The organism is Cupriavidus gilardii (assembly GCF_017598945.1).
Classification (GTDB): Bacteria; Pseudomonadota; Gammaproteobacteria; order Burkholderiales; family Burkholderiaceae; genus Cupriavidus; species Cupriavidus gilardii_E.
Genome location: NZ_JAGFTW010000009.1, coordinates 34,796 through 53,893 on the forward strand (window position 1 = coordinate 34,796; position 19,098 = coordinate 53,893).

A 19,098-nucleotide genomic window follows, 5' to 3' on the forward strand; every position below is an offset into this window, starting at 1 on the left:
TGGCCAGACCATGGTCCGCCGAGGGAAACGGGCGAGGGCTGGGCGGCTTTTTGTTATCCTTGTCAGACTTGACTGACCCCCATTGACCTCTTTCCCACCTGCATGAACTATCCCCATCCGCTGATCGCCCGTGAAGGCTGGCCGTTTCTGGCCGGCGCTTTTGTCATCTCGCTGCTGGTGCATGCCAGCGCGGGATTCTGGTGGGCGCTGCCGTTCTGGATCGTCACGGTGTTCGTGCTGCAGTTCTTCCGCGATCCGCCGCGGCCGATCCCGACGCAGCCCAATGCGGTACTGGCGCCGGCCGACGGACGCATCGTCGCGGTCGAGAAGACCCAGGACCCCTACGCCGGCCGCGAGGCGCTGAAGATCAGCGTGTTCATGAACGTCTTCAACGTGCATTCGAACCGCGTGTCGGTCGACGGCAAGGTCGAGAAGATCGATTATTTCCCCGGCCAGTTCGTCAACGCCGACCTGGACAAGGCCTCGACCGAGAACGAGCGCAACGCGGTGGTGATCCGCCGCGCCGGCGACGACAAGGTCGTCACGCTGGTGCAGGTCGCCGGCCTGATCGCGCGCCGCATCCTGTGCTACACGCGCGTCGGCGACACGGTGGCGCGCGGCCAGCGCTACGGCTTCATCCGCTTCGGCTCGCGCGTCGATGTCTATCTGCCGCTCGATGCCCGCCCGCGGGTGACGATCGGCGAGAAGGTGTCGGCTTCGTCGACGATCCTCGCCGAGCTGGATTGAGCCACGAGCGATCGAGGAGATTCGGCATGGGTGCATTCAACCGGCGCAACAAGCGCGTGATCGGCGGCAACGTGACCCATCTGCGGCCGTTCCGCCATAACCAGATGCGGAGCCCGGAGATCGATCCCGCGGACGACGACGAGCTCGAGGTCGAATACGTGCGGCCGCGCCGGCGCGGCATCTACCTGCTGCCGAACGCCTTCACCACGGCGGCGCTGTTCGCCGGCTTCTTCGCCATCGTGCAGGCGATGAACATGCGCTTCGATGTCGCCGCCATCGCGATCTTCGCGGCGATGGTGCTCGACGGCATGGACGGCCGCGTGGCGCGCATCACCAATACGCAGAGCGCCTTCGGCGAGCAGTACGACTCGCTGTCGGACATGACCTCGTTCGGCGTCGCCCCGGCGCTGGTGATGTACGAATGGATCCTGAAGGACCTCGGCAAGTGGGGCTGGATCGCGGCCTTCGTCTATTGCACCTGCGCCGCGCTGCGGCTGGCGCGCTTCAACGCCAATATCGGCGTGGTCGACAAGCGCTTTTTCCAGGGCCTGCCGAGTCCCGCGGCGGCTGCGCTGGTGGCCGGCTTCGTCTGGCTGGCGATCGACAACAAGCTGCCGGTGCGCGAGCTGTGGATGCCGTGGGTGGCATTCACGATCACGCTGTACGCGGGGCTGTCGATGGTCACCAACGCGCCGTTCTATAGCGGCAAGGCGCTGGACGTGCGCCATCGCGTCTCGTTCGGCGTGATGATCCTGGTGATGGTGCTGTTCGTGGTGGTGTCGAGCGATCCGCCGGTGGCGCTGTTCGGCCTGTTCGTCGGCTATGCCATCTCCGGCTACGTGCTGTGGGGCTGGCGCGCAATGCACGGCGAACAGGGCGGCGTGGCGCGCTCCCAGGCGGGCGGTCCGGACTGATCCGGCGCGCTGCGACGGCCTGGATGTCGGCTTGATGCACGAGAAAGGCGCTTCGGCGCCTTTTTTGTTTGGCGTTTTCCTGGCGATACGCTTGTGATGTTCTTGCAATTCGCGGTATGTTGCCGTGGCGTCATGCCGACAGGCATGGCGGCCCGCCGCGTAGCCATCGTCGGCTACCGACTTGCCATTGAACAAAGGAGAATCCCATGAGCGTGCTGGATTTCATCAAGGAAGCAGGCGAGAAGCTGTTCGGCCGCGAAGCCAAGGCCGCCGAGCCGGCCCAGGCCGCGCCCGCCGATGCCGCCCAGAAGGCCGAAGCGGCCAACCGCACCGCCGGCGAAGCGATCGAAAACTACATCCGCAAGATGGGACTCGATGCGACCGGCCTGTCGGTGCAGGTCGACGGCGCCCAGGGCAAGGTCACGGTGTTCGGCGTCGCGCCGGACCAGGCCACGCGCGAGAAGATCATCCTGTGCTGCGGCAACGTCGAGGGCGTCGAGCAGGTCGAGGACAAGATGTCGGTCAACGTCGAATCCGAATCGGCGCAATGGCACACGGTGGCCAAGGGCGACACGCTGTCGGCGATCGCGCAGAAGTTCTACGGCAATGCCAACGCCTACAACGCGATCTTCGAGGCCAACCGCCCGATGCTGTCGCATCCGGACAAGATCTATCCGGGCCAGAAGCTGCGCATTCCGCCCAAGCCCTGAGGCCGCCGAGCCCCCGCACCGTGCGGAGGCAGGCCGGCGCGCGCCCGCTGGGGAAAACCCGCGTGTTGCGCGCCGTAGCCATCTCGGCTATATTCGCTGCCATGATTTCGCGCCAAGCCCGACTCGCCCGTACCCTGCTAGGTAGCCTACTAGGCAGCCAGGTCGGGACGCGCGCGCGCTGAGGAAGCGATACCTTAACGCGAAGTCGCACAGGATTTATCCACGCCCCGGCCTGCATCCCTGCACGCCGGGGCGTTTTGCATTGTGCCGCAGCCAGTGGCGACGATGCGACCGGCAGGCAGCGGGGCACCCGGAACAGAAACCGAAACCGCCGAAACCCGTTCGAGCACTTATCCCCCAGGAGCGTTTTCCATGTCGGACAAACTGATCATTTTCGATACCACCTTGCGCGACGGCGAGCAGTCGCCCGGCGCCTCGATGACGCGCGAGGAGAAGATCCGCATCGCGCGCCAGCTCGAGCGCCTGAAGGTCGATGTGATCGAGGCCGGCTTCGCCGCCAGCTCGAACGGCGACTTCGAGGCGATCCGCGCGATCGCGCAGACCGTCAAGGACTCGACCATCTGCTCGCTGGCGCGCGCCAACGACAAGGACATCGCCCGCGCCGCCGAGGCGCTCAAGCCCGCCAACGCCTTCCGCATCCATACCTTCATCGCCACCTCGGCGCTGCATATGGAAAAGAAGCTGCGCATGACGCCGGACCAGGTCTACGAGCAGGCCCGTCTCGCCGTACGGTTCGCGCGCCAGTTCACCGACGACATCGAGTTCTCGCCGGAAGACGGCAGCCGCTCCGACATGGACTTCCTGTGCCGCGTGCTGGAGGCCGTGATCGACGAGGGCGCGACCACGATCAACCTGCCGGATACGGTCGGCTATGCGGTGCCCGAAGGCTATGCCGCGCTGATCCGTTCGGTGCGCGAGCGCATTCCGAATTCGGACAAGGCGGTCTGGTCGGTGCACTGCCATAACGACCTGGGCATGGCGGTGGCGAACTCGCTGGCCGCGGTCAAGCTCGGCGGCGCGCGCCAGATCGAATGCACGATCAACGGCCTGGGCGAGCGTGCCGGCAACACCAGCCTCGAAGAGGTGGTGATGGCGGTCAAGACCCGGCGCGACTACTTCAATCTCGATGTGGGCGTCGATACCACGCAGATCGTGCCGGCCTCGAAGCTGGTCTCGCAGATCACCGGCTTCGTGGTGCAGCCGAACAAGGCCGTGGTCGGCGCCAACGCCTTTGCCCATGCGTCCGGCATCCACCAGGACGGCGTGCTGAAGGCGCGCGATACCTACGAGATCATGCGGGCCGAGGACGTGGGCTGGACCGCCAACAAGATCGTGCTGGGCAAGCTGTCCGGCCGCAACGCGTTCAAGCAGCGCCTGCAGGAGCTGGGCATCGAGCTCGACAGCGAGAGCGAAGTCAATGCCGCCTTCGCCCGCTTCAAGGAGCTGGCCGACCAGAAGGCCGAGATCTTCGACGAAGACATCATGGCCATCGTCTCGGACGAGGCGCATGACGCCAACGAGCACTATCGCTTCATCTCGCTGTCGCAGCGCTCGGAAACCGGCGAGCGGCCGCATGCGCGCGTGGTGTTCAACATGGACGGCCAGGAATGCACCGGCGAAGGCGAGGGCAACGGCCCGGTCGACGCCACGCTGCATGCGATCGAAGGCAAGGTGAACAGCGGCGCCGAGCTGGTGCTGTATTCGGTCAACGCGATCACCACCGGCACGCAGGCGCAGGGCGAGGTCACGGTGCGGCTGTCGAAGGCCGGCCGCATCGTCAACGGCGTCGGCACCGACCCGGACATCGTCGCGGCTTCGGCCAAGGCCTATCTGGCGGCGCTGAACAAGCTGCACGACAAGGCAGTACAGAAGATCAATCCGCAGATCTGATCGATTCGTCTGCCCGGCCTTCGGGCCGACCCGACGACCAACCCGATCAACCCGATCAACCCGGCCAACCCACACGCCACGCCGGTCGTTCGCGAGCACTGCTCGGGACGATCGGCGTTTTTGTTTGTCCTTGCAGCAGCGGGCCCAACGACGCGCAACATCGCGGCAGAACTGCATGGCGGAACGCTGCGGAACGTGACAAAAGCACACAGCGGCGAGGAAACCGGAAGCCGTCGCGCCAGCACTGCACGATCATCGCGGTCGCGGTTCGCAAGGATTCGTGGAGGCGATTTCTTGTGTGTGACCGCAGTACCTTTGTGCGGGTGGGATGTCGATGTCGTTGGTAGTCAGTGAGTTTTCCGTGCCGCTCAGATTGTCGAATGCGGAACAAGTGAAGGATCTTGGGGATGGCGACAGGCACCGCATCGCGCTCGGTACGCCGTTACTGATCGGGGAGCGCAGCTACCGGGTCAAATGGGACAGGGAGTACGCCGGGGCCTGCCTGCTTGCCGGGCACGGCAAGCCCGTGCGAAGAGACCGTCGGCAGGAACGGCTGCTGGCCGATGGCCTGGCCAGGCGCTTGCGGGCCGCGGTGGTCCAGGCCGTGGACCTCGAAGCGCTCCTTCCCGGTCGCACCATCAACCGCAAACTGGCGCTGGAACACGTCGCGGCCGGCGGGTTGCTGCAAGTGCGGGGTCGCTCTTGCGAGAAGCGGTTTGCCGTGGTCGAGCTGCGCGGCACGGCAAGGTGGACGACGGTCAGCGAATCGGCCTGGCCGATGTTCAGGGCCCTTTGGGACTGGCTCCGCTGCCTGCGGAGCAGAGGGCGACGAGCCCGGCGGGACGAACGTCAACTGCTGCGTCAACTCGACGCTGCGTTGCCCGCGAACATGGTCAAGTGCCGACGCGAAGCCATCGAGGCGGGTCGAGCGACCTTGGCCCGCGGGCTGGACAGGCAGGACCCCCGCCTGGGGCAGGAGATCTTCCGCAGCCGCATTGCGACTCCCGAGGGCGTCGTGCAATTCCTGCGATACGACGCGACGGCGATGACGCAGGTCGATGGCGACAACAGAACCGTGCTGCATCACGTGGCGCGCGATCCCCGGCTGGCAATCCGGGAGGTGCTCGACCCGCTGTTCGTGCGAGTTGGTATCGCGACCGAGGCATGGTGCGCGGACGAGGAGCGGAACAAGGAGCGGGCGCGAGCGAACGGAAAGGCAGAGCCCGACGGACAGGCAACGCCGCCGATCTTCGCCTCCGACTACGAAGGCAATACGCCGGTCCACCTGGCTGTCATGCACGGCGACAAGGAGGCGGTGCGCCGCTTTCTGCAGCAGGCGGCGATGACGGATGCCCGCAATACGTCGAGGCACGCCCTGCGCTTTGCCGATCGAACGAATCAGGCGGGGCAGACGATCTGGGATTGCGCGTTGGCCAGGATCGCGGCGCGAACGGCAGATTCGTGGCTGATCGAAGCCCTGGTCAAATATGGTTGCAAGCCATCGGCGATGCAGGGCGCGAGGACGCGCGCCGAGCCGGCGGACGGAGCGCCGGCATGCTCGCGAAGCCGCGGGGAGGCAGGGCCGGCTTCGCCGGGCCGCCGGCACTGAACACCGAACACGGAATCTACCGGAGCTACGACATCTACCTGATCGTCTCGCGCGGATCGGCCAGCGGATCCGGCGTGATCTGGGTCTGCCGCAACACGCCGGCGTCGTCGAAATAGAAGTGGAACAGCGACGGCCAGTTGTCCTCATGCAGGAAGCGGTACGACCAGACATCCCGGCGCATCAGCGGGAAGTACTGCGTCGGCTCGCGCGGCAGGCCGAAATGCTCGGCGACGTCGCGCTTGGTCCAGGTGCCGACCCTGGCCTTGTAGAGCTCCGTGGTGGTCAGCATCTGGCGAAACCGCGTCAGCTTGCCGCTGGTGTCGAAGTCCGCCGCATAGGCCTGGCGCCCCAGCGGCTGCTTGGAATAGATCCAGCGCACGGTGCCGTCGTCCAGCCGGTAGATATCGGTCGGCTCGCCGAAGGTCGCGCGTACCGTGCTTTCGGGTGCGCCGATCAGCTTCTGCGCCTCCTGTACCGGCTGCAGGTACACGCAGGCCGTCAACAGCGCGCCCGCGGTGCCGAGCGCGAGCCAGCGGCCAATGCTTTCCAGTGCTTTCATTGCGATCCTCGACCTTCATGCCAACGGATAGCGCAAGTGTAGCGCCGCAGGCGCCGCATGGCATCGCGGTGAGGCGCCGCCGCCGCGCCGGCACGATTGCAAGGCGGTGAGCGCTGGCTTACCATGCTGCGCTTTCGCGGAGGGCGATCGATGGTTTGGAAGGGGTGGCTGGGGGCTTGCCTGTTGGCCCTGGCGGGAGGGGCCGCGGCGGCGCAGGAGCCGATCCGGCTCGGCATGATCGACGGGCTGTCGGGCCCGTTCGCCAATGCCGGCGAAGCGGTGGTGCGCAATCTGCGGCTCGCGATCGAGCGGGTCAATGCCCGTGGCGGCGTCCGCACCGCGGAAGGGCAGCGCCCGCTGGAGCTCGTCACCTTCGACAGCAAGGGCAATGTCGACGAGAGCCTGATCCAGTTCCGCGCGCTGGTGGACCGCCGCATTCCCTTCGTGCTGCAGGGGAACAGCTCCGCGGTGGCCGCCGCGCTGGTGGGCGCCGTGAACCGTCACAACAGCCGCCAGCCCGATGCCCGCGTGCTGTTCCTGAACTATTCGGCGGTCGATCCGGCGCTGACCAACGAGAACTGCAGCTTCTGGCATTTCCGCTTCGACGCTGGCGCCGACATGCGGATGGAGGCGCTGACCGAGGTCATCCGCGCCGACGCCAGCGTGCGCCGGGTCTATCTGATCGCCCAGGACTACAGCTTCGGCCACCAGGTCTCGCGGCTGGCGCGCGACATGCTGGCCGCCAAGCGGCCCGATGTGAAGATCGTCGGCGACGAATTTCATCCGATCGGCAAGATCAAGGACTTCGCGCCCTATATCGCCAAGATCAAGGCCAGCGGCGCCGACGCGGTGATCACCGGCAACTGGGGCAACGACCTGACGCTGATGGTCAAGGCCGCGCGCGAGGGCGGCCTGGGCGCCAAGTTCTATACCTTCTATGGCAATGGTCTGGGCGCCCCGGCGGCGATGGGCGATGCCGGCGTGGGCCGCGTGCTGGCGGTCGCCGAATGGCATCCGAACGTGGGCGGCGCCGCGTCGGACGCGTTCTATCAGGCCTTCCGCAGCCGCTATCCCGAGCCGAAGGACGATTACGTCCATCTGCGCATGCAGATGATGGTCGAGATGCTGGCGCGCGCCATCGAGCAGGCCGGCTCGACCGATGCGATCAAGGTCGCACGGGCGCTGGAGGACATGCGCTACGTCAACGAATTCCACGACGCCACGGTGCGCGCGGACGATCACCAGGTGCTGCAGCCGCTCTATGTGTCGATGATGGAGCGCCAGGGCGGCGACGTCCGCTTCGACAACGAGGGGTCGGGCTTCGGCTTCCGTACCGTCAAGCGGCTGAAGGCGGCCCAGACCACCCGGGCCACCACCTGCAGGATGGAGCGGCCGTAGGCGTTCGGCAGGCCCGCAGCCCGCGGTTTTGCCCGGCCACTGCAGTTGCGCTATAATGCGCGGCTGTCGTTCAGGCGGCACTCGCGGCAACGCGGGCGCACCCGGCGGCAAAGCAGTGGTGCGGCGCAAGCCGCATCTTTATCCCGCACGACGTTCGCGGCCCTGGCGCTGCAACGTTCGCAAGTGAAAGGAAATACCATGTCCGTAGCCGATATCAACAAGTCCGAAGTCATCAAGCAGTTCGCCCGTGGCGCCAACGACACCGGCAGCCCCGAAGTCCAGGTCGCTCTGCTGACCACGCGCATCAACGAACTGACCCCGCACTTCAAGGCCAACATGAAGGATCACCACAGCCGCCGCGGTCTGCTGCGCATGGTGAGCCGTCGTCGCCGCCTGCTGGACTACCTGAAGTCGAACGACGCCGACCGTTATCGCGCGCTGATCGAGAAGCTGGGTCTGCGCAAGTAAATTGCGCCAGGTCAGGCCGGCCGCTCAGGTCAGGGAAGGGACGAGGATGGCGATGCCGATGGCGGCATGGTCTGCATGGTCGATCCTCGTACCGCGTCTCGCACCGCACGCCCCGGCGTGACGCCAGGATGCCTGCGTCAGCACTGCTGATGCAGGCATTTTGTTTTTTGCGCGGCGAATCGGCTGCAGCGGCAAATGCCGCGAAGCCGATGGCGCCGCGGGCGGCCGGCCCGGCCGGGCGCCGTTGCCGTTGCGCCACGATGCGCAACGGAGTAAGTTAATTCGTTCTTTTTATTCATGACACCGGAGTCCGGCAAGGAAACAGGGCTTTGTGTCATTCCAGCGCCTCATCGACGCGGGCATCGATCGTTCTGCATCGATCCCGCCCCGGTGACGCGCTGGAATGGCATAGCACTTCCCTGCAACCGCGCCTGACAGCGATCCGGCAGCATTGCCCGCGGCTGCATCACGCGGGCGCCGACACGCCGGCGGGCCCGATGGCCCGTCGCCGTGCAAGCACACAGGGGAACGCTCATGTCCATGTTCAACAAGGTCGTCAAGCAATTCCAATGGGGCCAGCATACGGTCCGCATGGAAACCGGCGAAATCGCCCGCCAGGCCGGCGGCGCGGTGCTGGTCGATGTCGAGGACACCGTGGTGCTCGCCACCGTGGTGGCCGCCAAGCAACCCAAGCCGGGCCAGGATTTCTTCCCGCTGACGGTCGACTACATCGAGAAGACCTATGCCGCCGGCAAGATCCCGGGCGGCTTCTTCAAGCGCGAAGGCCGTCCGTCGGAGAACGAGACGCTGACCTCGCGGCTGATCGACCGTCCGCTGCGTCCGCTGTTTCCGGAAGGCTTCTATAACGACGTGCAGGTGGTGGTCCACGTCGTCTCGCTGAACCCCGAAGTGCCGGCCGATATCCCGGCGCTGATCGGCGCCTCGGCCGCGCTGGCGGTCTCGGGCATTCCGTTCAACGGCCCGGTGGGCGCCGCACGCGTCGGCTACCAGAACGGCCAGTATCTGCTGAACCCGACCCGCAGCCAGCTGGCCAGCTCCGAGATGGACCTGATCGTGGCCGGCACCGAGCGTGCCGTGCTGATGGTCGAATCCGAAGCCAACCAGCTGTCCGAGGAAGTGATGCTGGGCGCCGTGGTCTATGGCCATGAGCAGATGCAGATCGCGATCAACGCGATCCACGAGCTGGTGCGCGAAGGCGGCAAGCCCGAGTGGAACTGGGCGCCGGCGGCCAAGAACGAGCCGCTGATCGCCAAGGTGGCCGAATTCGGCGCGCCGCTGCTGCAGGAGGCCTACCAGATCCGCCAGAAGTCGGCCCGCTCGCAAAAGATCAAGGAAGCCTACACCGCGGTCGAGGCCAGGCTGGCCGAGGCCGGCGTCGAGTTCGACAAGGTCGAGGTCGGCAACATCCTGTTCGACCTGGAAGCGAAGATCGTCCGCGGCCAGATTCTGGCCGGCGAGCCGCGCATCGATGGCCGCGATACCCGCACCGTGCGCCCGATCGAGATCCGTTCGTCGGTGCTGCCGCGCGCGCACGGCTCGGCGCTGTTCACCCGCGGCGAGACCCAGGCGCTGGTGGTGGCCACGCTCGGCACCAAGAGCGATGAGCAGATCATCGACGCGCTGGCCGGCGAATACCGCGACCGCTTCATGCTCCACTACAACATGCCCCCGTTTGCCACCGGCGAGACGGGCCGCGTGGGTTCGCCCAAGCGCCGCGAGATCGGCCACGGCCGTCTGGCCAAGCGCGCGCTGATCCCGGTGCTGCCAGCCGAGGACGAATTCGCCTACACGATCCGCCTGGTCTCGGAAATCACCGAGTCGAACGGCTCGTCGTCGATGGCTTCGGTCTGCGGCGGCTGCCTGGCGCTGATGGATGCCGGCGTTCCGGTCAAGGCGCATGTGGCCGGCGTGGCCATGGGTCTGATCCTGGAAGGCAACAAGTTCGCCGTGCTGACCGACATCCTCGGCGACGAGGACCACCTCGGCGACATGGACTTCAAGGTGGCGGGCACCGACAACGGCATCACCGCGCTGCAGATGGACATCAAGGTCCAGGGCATCACCAAGGAGATCATGCAGGTCGCGCTGGCGCAGGCCAAGGAAGGCCGCCTGCATATCCTGTCGAAGATGCAGGAGGCGATGGGCCATGCGCGCACCGAGCTGTCGGAGCACGCACCGCGCATGATCACGATGAAGATCCATCCGGACAAGATCCGCGAGGTGATCGGCAAGGGCGGCTCGACGATCCAGGCGCTGACCAAGGAAACCGGCACCACGATCGACATCCAGGAAGACGGCACGATCACGATCGCGTCGACCTCGACTGAAGGCATGGCCGAGGCCAAGCGCCGCATCGAGGGCATCACCGCGGAAGCCGAAGTGGGCAAGATCTACAACGGCACCGTGCTGAAGCTGCTGGACTTCGGCGCCATCGTCAACATCCTGCCGGGCAAGGACGGTCTGCTGCATATCTCGGAGATCGTCAACGAGCGCGTCAAGGACATCAAGGACTGGCTGAAGGAAGGCCAGCAGGTCCGCGTCAAGCTGATCCAGGCCGACGAGAAGGGTCGCCTGCGTCTGTCGCTGAAGGCGGCGATGGCCGAGGAGGGCGGTTCGATCGCCCCGCTGGCCAACGCCGAAGCGCCGGCCGAGTCATCGGCCCCCGCCGGCAGCGAGCAGCAGTAAGCTGCGGCGCTGAAGCCGCCGTTTCCGCGCAGGCGGGGCGGCGGTTTCGCGGTCAGGCGCGATCGGTACCGAAGAACGGCTGGGCGATGCCCGGCCGTTTTTTTGTTTACACTGCCGCCAGTCCCTCAGGGCAGGCGCGTTCGTTCGCGCTTTCTGTTTCCCTTCCTTTTTCGCATCCCTGCCGCGCACCACGCGCGGTTTCAGTTTCAAGGAGCCAGCATGCAAGCCATCGAGATCCGCGAATACGGCGGCCCCGACGTGTTGCAGTTGACCGAGCGTCCCGATCCGACGCCCGGTCCCGGTGAAGTCCTGATCCGCGTCGCCGCGGCCGGCATCAACCGGCCGGACGTGTTCCAGCGCACCGGCAACTATCCGGTGCCGCCGGGCGCGTCCGATCTGCCGGGACTCGAGGTGGCGGGCGAGATCGTCGGCGGCGACCTTTCGCATCCGGACAATCGCTTCGGCCTGAAGGTCGGCGACCGCGTCTGCGCGCTGGTGCAGGGCGGCGGCTACGCGCAGCTGTGCACCGCGCCGCTGGCACAGTGCCTGCCGGTGCCGCAGGGGCTCAGCGATATCGAGGCCGCGGCCTTGCCCGAGACCTTCTTCACCGTGTGGAGCAATGTCTTCGACCGCGGCTATCTCGGCCGCGGCCCGCGCGGAAAGGAAGAGACGCTGCTGATCCAGGGCGGTTCGAGCGGCATCGGTACCACCGCGATCCAGATCGCCAAGGCGCTGGGCCACAAGGTATTCGTCACCGCCGGCAGCGACGAGAAGTGCCGCGCCTGCGAGGACCTCGGCGCCGACCGCGCGATCAACTACAAGACGCAGGACTTTGCCGCCGAGGTCAAGACGCTGACCGAAGGCCGCGGTGTCGACGTGATTCTCGACATGGTGGCCGGCTCCTATCTGGCGCGCGAGCTGTCGTGCATCGCCGACGACGGCCGCATCGTCATCATCGCGCTGCTCGGCGGGGCCAAGGCGGAGATTCCGCTCGGCGACATCCTGCGCCGCCGCATCACCGTCACCGGCTCGACGCTGCGCCCGCGCCCGGCCTCGTTCAAGGGCGAAATCGCCCGTGCGCTGCACGAGCATGTCTGGCCGCTGCTGGCCAATGGCAGCATCAAGCCGGTGATCCATCAGGTCTTTCCGGCCGCGCACGCCGCCGATGCCCATCGCCTGATGGAGTCGAGCGAGCATGTCGGCAAGATCGTGCTGACCTGGCAAGGCTGACGGCCAGAGCGGCCGGGCGATGCCCGGCCGCTTCTGCGGCATGCGCGCGGGCGGGGCAGAAGTTGAAATCGGGGCGGCAACGAGACAATCCCGGCGAGTTGGCGGCGAATACTTCCTTGGCCATATCGGCATCGGTCACTTCCAAGGAGCTTGCCATGCAGACCAATCGAACCGCACCCCAGGCCATTCACCCGGGATTGTTTCCGTCTGAGGCCCCCAACCACATGACGCAGCAGGATATCGACGAGTTGACCGCGCTTGTCCAGCCCGAGCTGGAGCGGGCCGGAACGTGGCGGGCCTGGCTTTGCTGTTGCCTGCGCTGTCTCTTTCCTTGTATCTGCTGCGTCGAGGCCTGCCACTCCTACCGCGTGTCGAAGAAGGTGATGGAGCGGATGGAGGCGCGGGCGCTGGCCCAGGCGGAGGCACGCCTGGTCCCCTGAGCTGACGCGACGGCGCCGGGTATCGCGTGGTCGTAGCGCCCGGGTACTCGGCGCGGTACAATTGCGGGTTTGATTTTGAGAGGCGCTTTCGTGAGACAAAAGCTCGTCATCGGCAACTGGAAGATGCATGGCAGCCTGGCTGCCAACGAGGCCCTGCTGAACGGTATCAAGGCCGGTGCCCCTGCGGGTGCCAGCCTCGCGGTCTGCGCGCCGTTCCCGTATCTGGCGCAGTGCCAGGCGTTGCTGGCGGGCAGCCAGATCGCCTGGGGTGCGCAGGACGTGTCGGCCGAGGCGCGCGGCGCCTTCACCGGCGAAGTGGCGGCGTCGATGCTGGCCGAATTCGGCGTCAGCTACGTGCTGGTCGGCCATTCCGAGCGCCGCACCTATCATGGCGAGAGCGATGCCGCCGTCGCGGCCAAGGCGCTGCGGGCCCTGGAATTCGGCATCGTGCCGGTGATCTGCGTCGGCGAAACGCTGGAGCAGCGCGAGGCGGGCGAGACCGAGGCCGTGGTCGGCCGGCAGCTGCAGGCGGTGCTGGAAGCGCTGTCGGTCGAGCAGCTGGGTCGCGTGGTGCTGGCCTACGAGCCGGTCTGGGCGATCGGCACGGGCAAGACCGCCAGCAAGGAGCAGGCCCAGGCCGTGCACGCCTTCCTGCGCGCCCAGGTCGCCGCCCGCGACGCCGGTGTGGCGCAGCGCATGGCGATCCTGTACGGCGGCAGCGTCAAGCCGGACAATGCGGCCGAGCTGTTCTCGATGGCCGATATCGACGGCGGGCTGATCGGCGGCGCCTCCCTCAAAACCGAAGATTTTCTCGCGATCGGCAACGCCTGATGCCGGCCGCACCGACCGTCTGAATCAGGCAAGCGAATCGAATCCATGGCAATTCTGAAAACTCTATTGATGGTCGCGCAGGTGCTGTCGGCACTGGGCGTGATCGGGCTGGTGCTGCTGCAGCACGGCAAGGGCGCCGACGTCGGCGCAGCGTTCGGCTCGGGCGCCTCCGGCAGCCTGTTCGGCGCCACCGGCTCGGCCAACTTCCTGTCGCGTACCACGGCGGTGCTGGCCACGCTGTTCTTCGTCTGCACGCTGGCGCTGACGCTGCTGGGCAACTACCGTCCGTCGGCCTCGCTGGGCGTGATGGGCGCGGCCCCGCAGACCGCTCCGGCGCCGGCCGCCTCCGCGCCGGCGGCGTCGGCCCCGGCAGCGCCGGCCGCCGCAGCCTCGGCGCCGGCTGCTCCCGCCGTGCCGAAATAATCCGGCATTCGCGCCCGGGATTGCCGAACATTTTGCACTTGTGCATTGAACAAAGTGGCGATCATGGGTTAGAATGCAGGGCTTGAAACGATTCCCCAGCGACGGTTCCTGGCGGTGCAGCCAAATAGCAAAAATGGCCGCAAAACCAGCGTTCCGAAGGGCTTGAAACCCGGCGCCAGGCAATATTGTTTCTCCCCCAGCCGACGTGGTGAAATTGGTAGACACGCTATCTTGAGGGGGTAGTGGCGAAAGCTGTGCGAGTTCGAGTCTCGCCGTCGGCACCAAACAACTTGATCGGAGTCTGCTCCCGGGCAATGCCCCGGTGAGGGGCTCCGGCAGTCCGCAAGGCGGCGCCGTGATGTCTGCGCAATGGCGTTGGGCGCGTGGGGTGGGCAACAGGACGCCGCTTCAGCTGGTGCTGTTGACAACATTCCAGATAAGGCTGGCCGTACCTTGAATCTCGAAGCCTATTTCCCCGTTCTCGTCTTCATCATCTTCGGCGTCGTGCTCGGCCTCGCGCTGATGTCGATCGGCCGGATCCTGGGTCCGAACAAGCCCGACGCGGCCAAGCTCTCGCCTTACGAGTGCGGCTTCGAAGCGTTCGAGGACGCGCGCATGAAGTTCGACGTGCGCTACTACCTCATCGCCATCCTTTTCATTCTGTTCGATCTCGAAACCGCTTTCCTTTTCCCGTGGGGCGTCGCCCTGCAGGACATCGGCTGGCCGGGTTTCATCGCCATGGGCGTGTTTCTGCTGGAATTCATCGTGGGCTTCGTCTACATCTGGAAAAAGGGCGCGCTCGATTGGGAGTGATGTGAAATGGCAATCGAAGGCGTTCTGAACGAAGGCTTCGTCACGACTACCGCTGACAAGCTGATCAACTGGACCCGCACCGGGTCGCTGTGGCCGATGACCTTCGGCCTGGCCTGCTGTGCCGTGGAAATGATGCATGCCGGCGCGTCGCGCTACGACATGGACCGCTTCGGCGTGATTTTCCGCCCATCGCCGCGCCAGTCGGACGTGATGATCGTGGCCGGCACGCTGTGCAACAAGATGGCCCCCGCACTGCGCAAGGTGTACGACCAGATGGCCGAGCCGCGCTGGGTCATCTCGATGGGCTCGTGCGCCAACGGCGGCGGCTACTATCACTACTCGTATTCGGTGGTGCGCGGTTGCGACCGGATCGTGCCGGTCGACATCTACGTGCCGGGCTGCCCGCCGACGGCCGAAGCGCTGATCTACGGCATCATCCAGCTGCAGAACAAGATCCGCCGCACCAACACCATCGCGCGCAAGGGTTGACATGGCCAAGCTCGATACCCTGAAGTCCGCGCTGGAGAAGGCGCTCGGCAATCGCATCGCCAAGCTGGTGGAATCGCTCGGCGAGCTGACGCTGATCGTCAAGGCCGACGCCTACCTCGAAGCGGCCCGCATCCTGCGCGACGATCCGTCGCTGCGTTTCGAACAGCTGATCGATCTGTGCGGCGTCGACTATTCCACCTATGGCGACGGTGCCTGGGACGGCCCGCGTTTCGCCGCGGTCACGCATCTGCTGTCGCTGACGCATAACTGGCGCCTGCGCGTGCGCGTGTTTGCACCGGACGACGACATGCCGGTGATCCCGTCGCTGATCGACGTGTGGAACTCGGTCAACTGGTTCGAGCGCGAGGCGTTCGACTTCTACGGCATCATCTTCGAAGGCCATCCGGACCTGCGCCGCATCCTGACCGACTACGGTTTCGTCGGCCATCCGTTCCGCAAGGACTTCCCGGTGTCCGGCTATGTCGAGATGCGCTACGACCCCGAGCAGAAGCGCGTCATCTATCAGCCGGTCACGATCGAACCGCGCGAGCTGACGCCACGGGTGATCCGCGAGGAAAACTACGGCGGCCTGAAGCACTGACCGGCACTGAGAACCCGCGATGGCAGATATCAAGAATTACACCCTGAACTTCGGTCCGCAGCACCCGGCGGCGCACGGCGTGCTGCGCCTGGTGCTGGAGCTGGACGGCGAGGTGATCCAGCGCGCCGATCCGCACATCGGCCTGCTGCACCGTGCCACCGAGAAGCTGGCCGAACAGAAGACCTGGATCCAGAGCGTGCCGTACATGGACCGTCTCGACTATGTGTCGATGATGGCCAACGAACACGCCTACGTGATGGCGATCGAGAAGCTGGTCGGCATCGACGTGCCGATCCGCGCGCAGTACATCCGCGTGATGTTCGACGAGATCACGCGTCTGCTGAACCACCTGATGTGGATCGGCTCGCATGCGCTGGACGTCGGCGCGATGGCGGTGTTCCTGTACGCGTTCCGCGAGCGCGAGGACATGTTCGACATGTACGAGGCGGTGTCGGGCGCGCGGATGCACGCGGCCTACTATCGTCCGGGCGGCGTCTATCGCGACCTGCCTGACACGATGCCGCAATACAAGGCGTCCAAGGTCCACAACGAACGGGCGATCAAGGCGATGAACGAGGCGCGCTCCGGCTCGCTGCTCGACTTCATCGAGGATTTCACCAACCGTTTCCCGAAGTACGTCGACGAGTACGAGACGCTGCTGACCGACAACCGGATCTGGAAGCAGCGCCTGGTCGGCATCGGCGTGGTCAGCCCGGAGCGCGCGCTCCAAATGGGCTTCACCGGCCCGATGCTGCGCGGCTCGGGGATCGAGTGGGATCTGCGCAAGAAGCAGCCGTACGAGGTCTACGACAAGGTCGACTTCGACGTGCCGGTCGGTGTGGGCGGCGACTGCTATTCGCGCTATCTGGTGCGGGTGGAAGAAATGCGCCAGTCCAACCGCATCATCAAGCAATGCGTCGACTGGCTGCGCCGCAACCCGGGCCCGGTGATGAGCGACAACCACAAGGTCACGCCGCCGTCGCGCGTCGACATGAAGTCGAACATGGAAGAGCTGATCCACCATTTCAAGCTCTTCACCGAAGGCATTCGCGTGCCGGAGGGCGAGACCTACGCGGCGGTGGAGCACCCGAAGGGCGAGTTCGGTATCTATGCGATCTCCGACGGCGCGAACAAGCCGTACCGTCTGAAGATCCGCGCGCCGGGCTTCGCTCACCTGGCCGCGCTCGACGAAATGGCCAGGGGCCACATGATCGCGGACGCGGTGACGATCATCGGTACGCAGGACATCGTGTTCGGCGAGATCGACCGCTAACGACGTGCCGCCGCCGGACGACGATCCGGACCGACCGCGGCAAGCCGGCATGGGGCTCATGCCTGCGAGGACAAACGCAGCGACGGCTGCAACTGATGCGAACCGCGCCACCGGCTGGCGCGCTTCGCTTGTAAATCGGCGCATTAGGCAACACCACGGCAACGACCATGCTATCAGCAGAAGCTCTCAAGGAAATCGATCGCGCGATCGCCAAGTATCCGGCCGACCAGAAGCAATCGGCCGTGATGGCGGCATTGGCCGTGGCGCAGGGCGAAGTGGGCTGGGTGTCCCCGGAAGTCATGGAGTTCGTGGCCAGGTACCTCGACATGCCGCCGGTGTGGGTGGAGGAAGTGGCCACCTTCTACAACATGTACGACACCAAGCCGGTCGGCCGCTACAAGCTGACCGTCTGTACCAACCTGCCTTGCGCACTGTCCGGCGGCGAACGCGCCGGCGACTACCTGAAGCGCAAGCTGGGCATCGACTACAACGAGACGACCCCGTGCGGCACCTTCACGCTGAAGGAAGGCGAGTGCATGGGCGCCTGCGGCGACGCCCCGGTGATGATCGTCAACAACACCCGCATGTGCAGCTTCATGAGCGACGCCAAGCTCGACGCGCTGGTCGACGAGCTCAAGGCCGAAGCCGCTGCCAAGGGGGACAAGTAATATGACCTGTCTGCACGACCGCCATATCCAGCCGCTGATCCTGGCCGGGCTGGATGGCAAGAACTGGCATCTGGAAGACTACGTCAAGCGCGGCGGCTATCAGCAGCTCAAGCGCATCCTGACCGAGAAGGTGCCGCCCGAGCAGGTGATCGCCGACGTCAAGGCCTCGGGCCTGCGTGGCCGCGGCGGCGCGGGCTTCCCCACCGGCCTGAAGTGGAGCTTCATGCCGCGTCAGTTCCCGGGCCAGAAGTACCTGGTCTGCAATACCGACGAGGGCGAGCCGGGCACGTTCAAGGATCGCGACATCATCCGCTACAACCCGCACGCGCTGATCGAGGGCATGGCCATCGGCGCGTACGCGATGGGCATCACCGTGGGCTACAACTACATCCACGGCGAGATCTGGAACGAGTACAAGATCTTCGAGGAAGCCCTCGAAGAGGCGCGCGCGGCCGGCTTCCTGGGTGACGACATCCTGGGCTCGGGCTTCAGCTTCCAGCTGCATGCCCACCACGGCTATGGCGCCTACATCTGCGGCGAGGAAACCGCGCTGCTCGAATCGCTGGAAGGCAAGAAGGGCCAGCCGCGCTTCAAGCCGCCGTTCCCGGCCAGCTTCGGCCTGTATGGCAAGCCGACCACGATCAACAACACCGAGACCTTCGCCGCGGTGCCGTTCCTGCTGGCCGTCGGTCCCGAGAATTACCTGAAGATGGGCAAGCCGAACAACGGCGGCACCAAGATCTTCTCGGTCTCGGGCGACGTCGAGCGTCCCGGCAACTACGAGATTCCGCTGGGCACGCCGTTCGCGACGCTGCTGGAACTGGCCGGCGGCATGCGCGGCGGCAAGAAGCTCAAGGCCGTGATCCCGGGCGGCTCGTCGGCGCCGGTGGTGCCGGCCGACCTGATGATGGCGTCCGACATGGACTACGACTCGATCGCCAAGGCCGGCTCGATGCTGGGCTCGGGCGCGGTGATCGTGATGGACGAGACGCGCTGCATGGTTCGCTCGCTGCTGCGCCTGTCCTATTTCTACTTCGAAGAATCGTGCGGCCAGTGCACGCCGTGCCGCGAAGGCACCGGCTGGCTCTACCGCATGGTGAACCGCATCGAGCATGGTGAAGGCCGCCAGGAAGACCTGGACCTGCTCAACAACGTTGCCGAAAACATCATGGGCCGCACCATCTGCGCGCTCGGCGATGCGGCGGCGATGCCGGTCCGCGGCATGCTCAAGCACTACTGGAAAGAGTTCGAATATCACGTCGAACACAAGCAGTGCATGGTTCCGGCCTACATCTAAGCGTGGCAGAA

Annotated in this window: 19 protein-coding genes and 1 tRNA gene; 19 read left to right on the forward strand and 1 reads right to left on the reverse strand. The window is 65.7% G+C overall.

The window, feature by feature from the left end; translation table 11 throughout:
* Positions 1-102: 102 nt before the first annotated feature.
* The 5 genes from J5T34_RS04510 to J5T34_RS04530 all read left to right on the forward strand — a co-directional run bounded on the left by J5T34_RS04510 (position 103) and on the right by J5T34_RS04530 (position 5,891).
* Positions 103-747: a phosphatidylserine decarboxylase gene (locus J5T34_RS04510; protein ID WP_174108115.1), complete on the forward strand. Its 645-nt coding sequence runs from the start codon at positions 103-105 to the stop codon at positions 745-747.
* Between the two features lie 26 nt (positions 748-773).
* Positions 774-1,661 (forward strand): CDP-diacylglycerol--serine O-phosphatidyltransferase, encoded by an 888-nt coding sequence (pssA, locus tag J5T34_RS04515; protein ID WP_208578801.1) that lies wholly within the window; start codon positions 774-776, stop codon positions 1,659-1,661.
* A 206-nt stretch (positions 1,662-1,867) separates the two neighbouring features.
* Positions 1,868-2,371, forward strand: coding sequence for a peptidoglycan-binding protein LysM (gene lysM, locus J5T34_RS04520; RefSeq protein ID WP_208578802.1), 504 nt, complete (start codon positions 1,868-1,870; stop codon positions 2,369-2,371).
* A 372-nt stretch (positions 2,372-2,743) separates the two neighbouring features.
* A complete protein-coding gene (locus J5T34_RS04525; protein ID WP_208578803.1) occupies positions 2,744-4,282 on the forward strand; it encodes a 2-isopropylmalate synthase in 1,539 nt (512 codons plus the stop codon).
* 334 nt (positions 4,283-4,616) lie between these two features.
* On the forward strand, positions 4,617-5,891 hold the full coding sequence (locus J5T34_RS04530) for an ankyrin repeat domain-containing protein (RefSeq protein WP_208578804.1): 1,275 nt from the start codon (positions 4,617-4,619) through the stop codon (positions 5,889-5,891).
* 34 nt (positions 5,892-5,925) lie between these two features.
* Here the strand turns inward: J5T34_RS04530 and J5T34_RS04535 are convergent, their stop codons facing one another.
* Positions 5,926-6,450 (reverse strand): hypothetical protein, encoded by a 525-nt coding sequence (locus J5T34_RS04535; protein ID WP_174108110.1) that lies wholly within the window; start codon positions 6,448-6,450, stop codon positions 5,926-5,928.
* A gap of 150 nt (positions 6,451-6,600) precedes the next feature.
* Here J5T34_RS04535 and J5T34_RS04540 point away from each other — a divergent pair, with 150 nt between their 5' ends.
* The 14 genes from J5T34_RS04540 (at position 6,601) to nuoF (ending at position 19,087) form a co-directional block, all read left to right on the forward strand.
* Positions 6,601-7,848, forward strand: coding sequence for a branched-chain amino acid ABC transporter substrate-binding protein (locus J5T34_RS04540; protein WP_208578805.1), 1,248 nt, complete (start codon positions 6,601-6,603; stop codon positions 7,846-7,848).
* 198 nt (positions 7,849-8,046) lie between these two features.
* Positions 8,047-8,316, forward strand: a complete 270-nt coding sequence (gene rpsO / locus J5T34_RS04545) for a 30S ribosomal protein S15 (protein WP_149319390.1) — start codon at positions 8,047-8,049, stop codon at positions 8,314-8,316.
* 534 nt (positions 8,317-8,850) lie between these two features.
* Complete coding sequence (gene pnp, locus J5T34_RS04550; protein ID WP_208578806.1) at positions 8,851-11,022, forward strand: polyribonucleotide nucleotidyltransferase; 2,172 nt, start codon at positions 8,851-8,853, stop codon at positions 11,020-11,022.
* A gap of 219 nt (positions 11,023-11,241) precedes the next feature.
* On the forward strand, positions 11,242-12,252 hold the full coding sequence (locus J5T34_RS04555; RefSeq protein WP_208578807.1) for an NAD(P)H-quinone oxidoreductase: 1,011 nt from the start codon (positions 11,242-11,244) through the stop codon (positions 12,250-12,252).
* Positions 12,253-12,407: 155 nt separating this feature from the next.
* Complete coding sequence (locus J5T34_RS04560; protein ID WP_208578808.1) at positions 12,408-12,692, forward strand: hypothetical protein; 285 nt, start codon at positions 12,408-12,410, stop codon at positions 12,690-12,692.
* Between the two features lie 90 nt (positions 12,693-12,782).
* Positions 12,783-13,523 (forward strand): triose-phosphate isomerase, encoded by a 741-nt coding sequence (gene tpiA, locus J5T34_RS04565; protein ID WP_208578809.1) that lies wholly within the window; start codon positions 12,783-12,785, stop codon positions 13,521-13,523.
* Between the two features lie 45 nt (positions 13,524-13,568).
* Entirely contained in the window at positions 13,569-13,946 is a 378-nt protein-coding gene (secG, locus tag J5T34_RS04570) for a preprotein translocase subunit SecG (RefSeq protein ID WP_208578810.1), read from the forward strand.
* Positions 13,947-14,145: 199 nt separating this feature from the next.
* Positions 14,146-14,230, forward strand: a tRNA-Leu gene (locus tag J5T34_RS04575).
* 169 nt (positions 14,231-14,399) lie between these two features.
* Positions 14,400-14,759 (forward strand): NADH-quinone oxidoreductase subunit A, encoded by a 360-nt coding sequence (locus tag J5T34_RS04580; RefSeq protein WP_006576543.1) that lies wholly within the window; start codon positions 14,400-14,402, stop codon positions 14,757-14,759.
* 6 nt (positions 14,760-14,765) lie between these two features.
* Positions 14,766-15,248 (forward strand): NuoB/complex I 20 kDa subunit family protein, encoded by a 483-nt coding sequence (locus J5T34_RS04585; RefSeq protein WP_151023252.1) that lies wholly within the window; start codon positions 14,766-14,768, stop codon positions 15,246-15,248.
* A 1-nt stretch (position 15,249) separates the two neighbouring features.
* A complete protein-coding gene (locus tag J5T34_RS04590; protein WP_208578811.1) occupies positions 15,250-15,849 on the forward strand; it encodes an NADH-quinone oxidoreductase subunit C in 600 nt (199 codons plus the stop codon).
* Between the two features lie 19 nt (positions 15,850-15,868).
* Complete coding sequence (locus J5T34_RS04595) at positions 15,869-17,122, forward strand: NADH-quinone oxidoreductase subunit D (protein ID WP_208578812.1); 1,254 nt, start codon at positions 15,869-15,871, stop codon at positions 17,120-17,122.
* A gap of 167 nt (positions 17,123-17,289) precedes the next feature.
* Positions 17,290-17,790, forward strand: a complete 501-nt coding sequence (gene nuoE, locus J5T34_RS04600) for an NADH-quinone oxidoreductase subunit NuoE (protein ID WP_208578813.1) — start codon at positions 17,290-17,292, stop codon at positions 17,788-17,790.
* Between the two features lies 1 nt (position 17,791).
* Complete coding sequence (gene nuoF, locus J5T34_RS04605; RefSeq protein WP_208578814.1) at positions 17,792-19,087, forward strand: NADH-quinone oxidoreductase subunit NuoF; 1,296 nt, start codon at positions 17,792-17,794, stop codon at positions 19,085-19,087.
* Positions 19,088-19,098 lie beyond the last annotated feature (11 nt).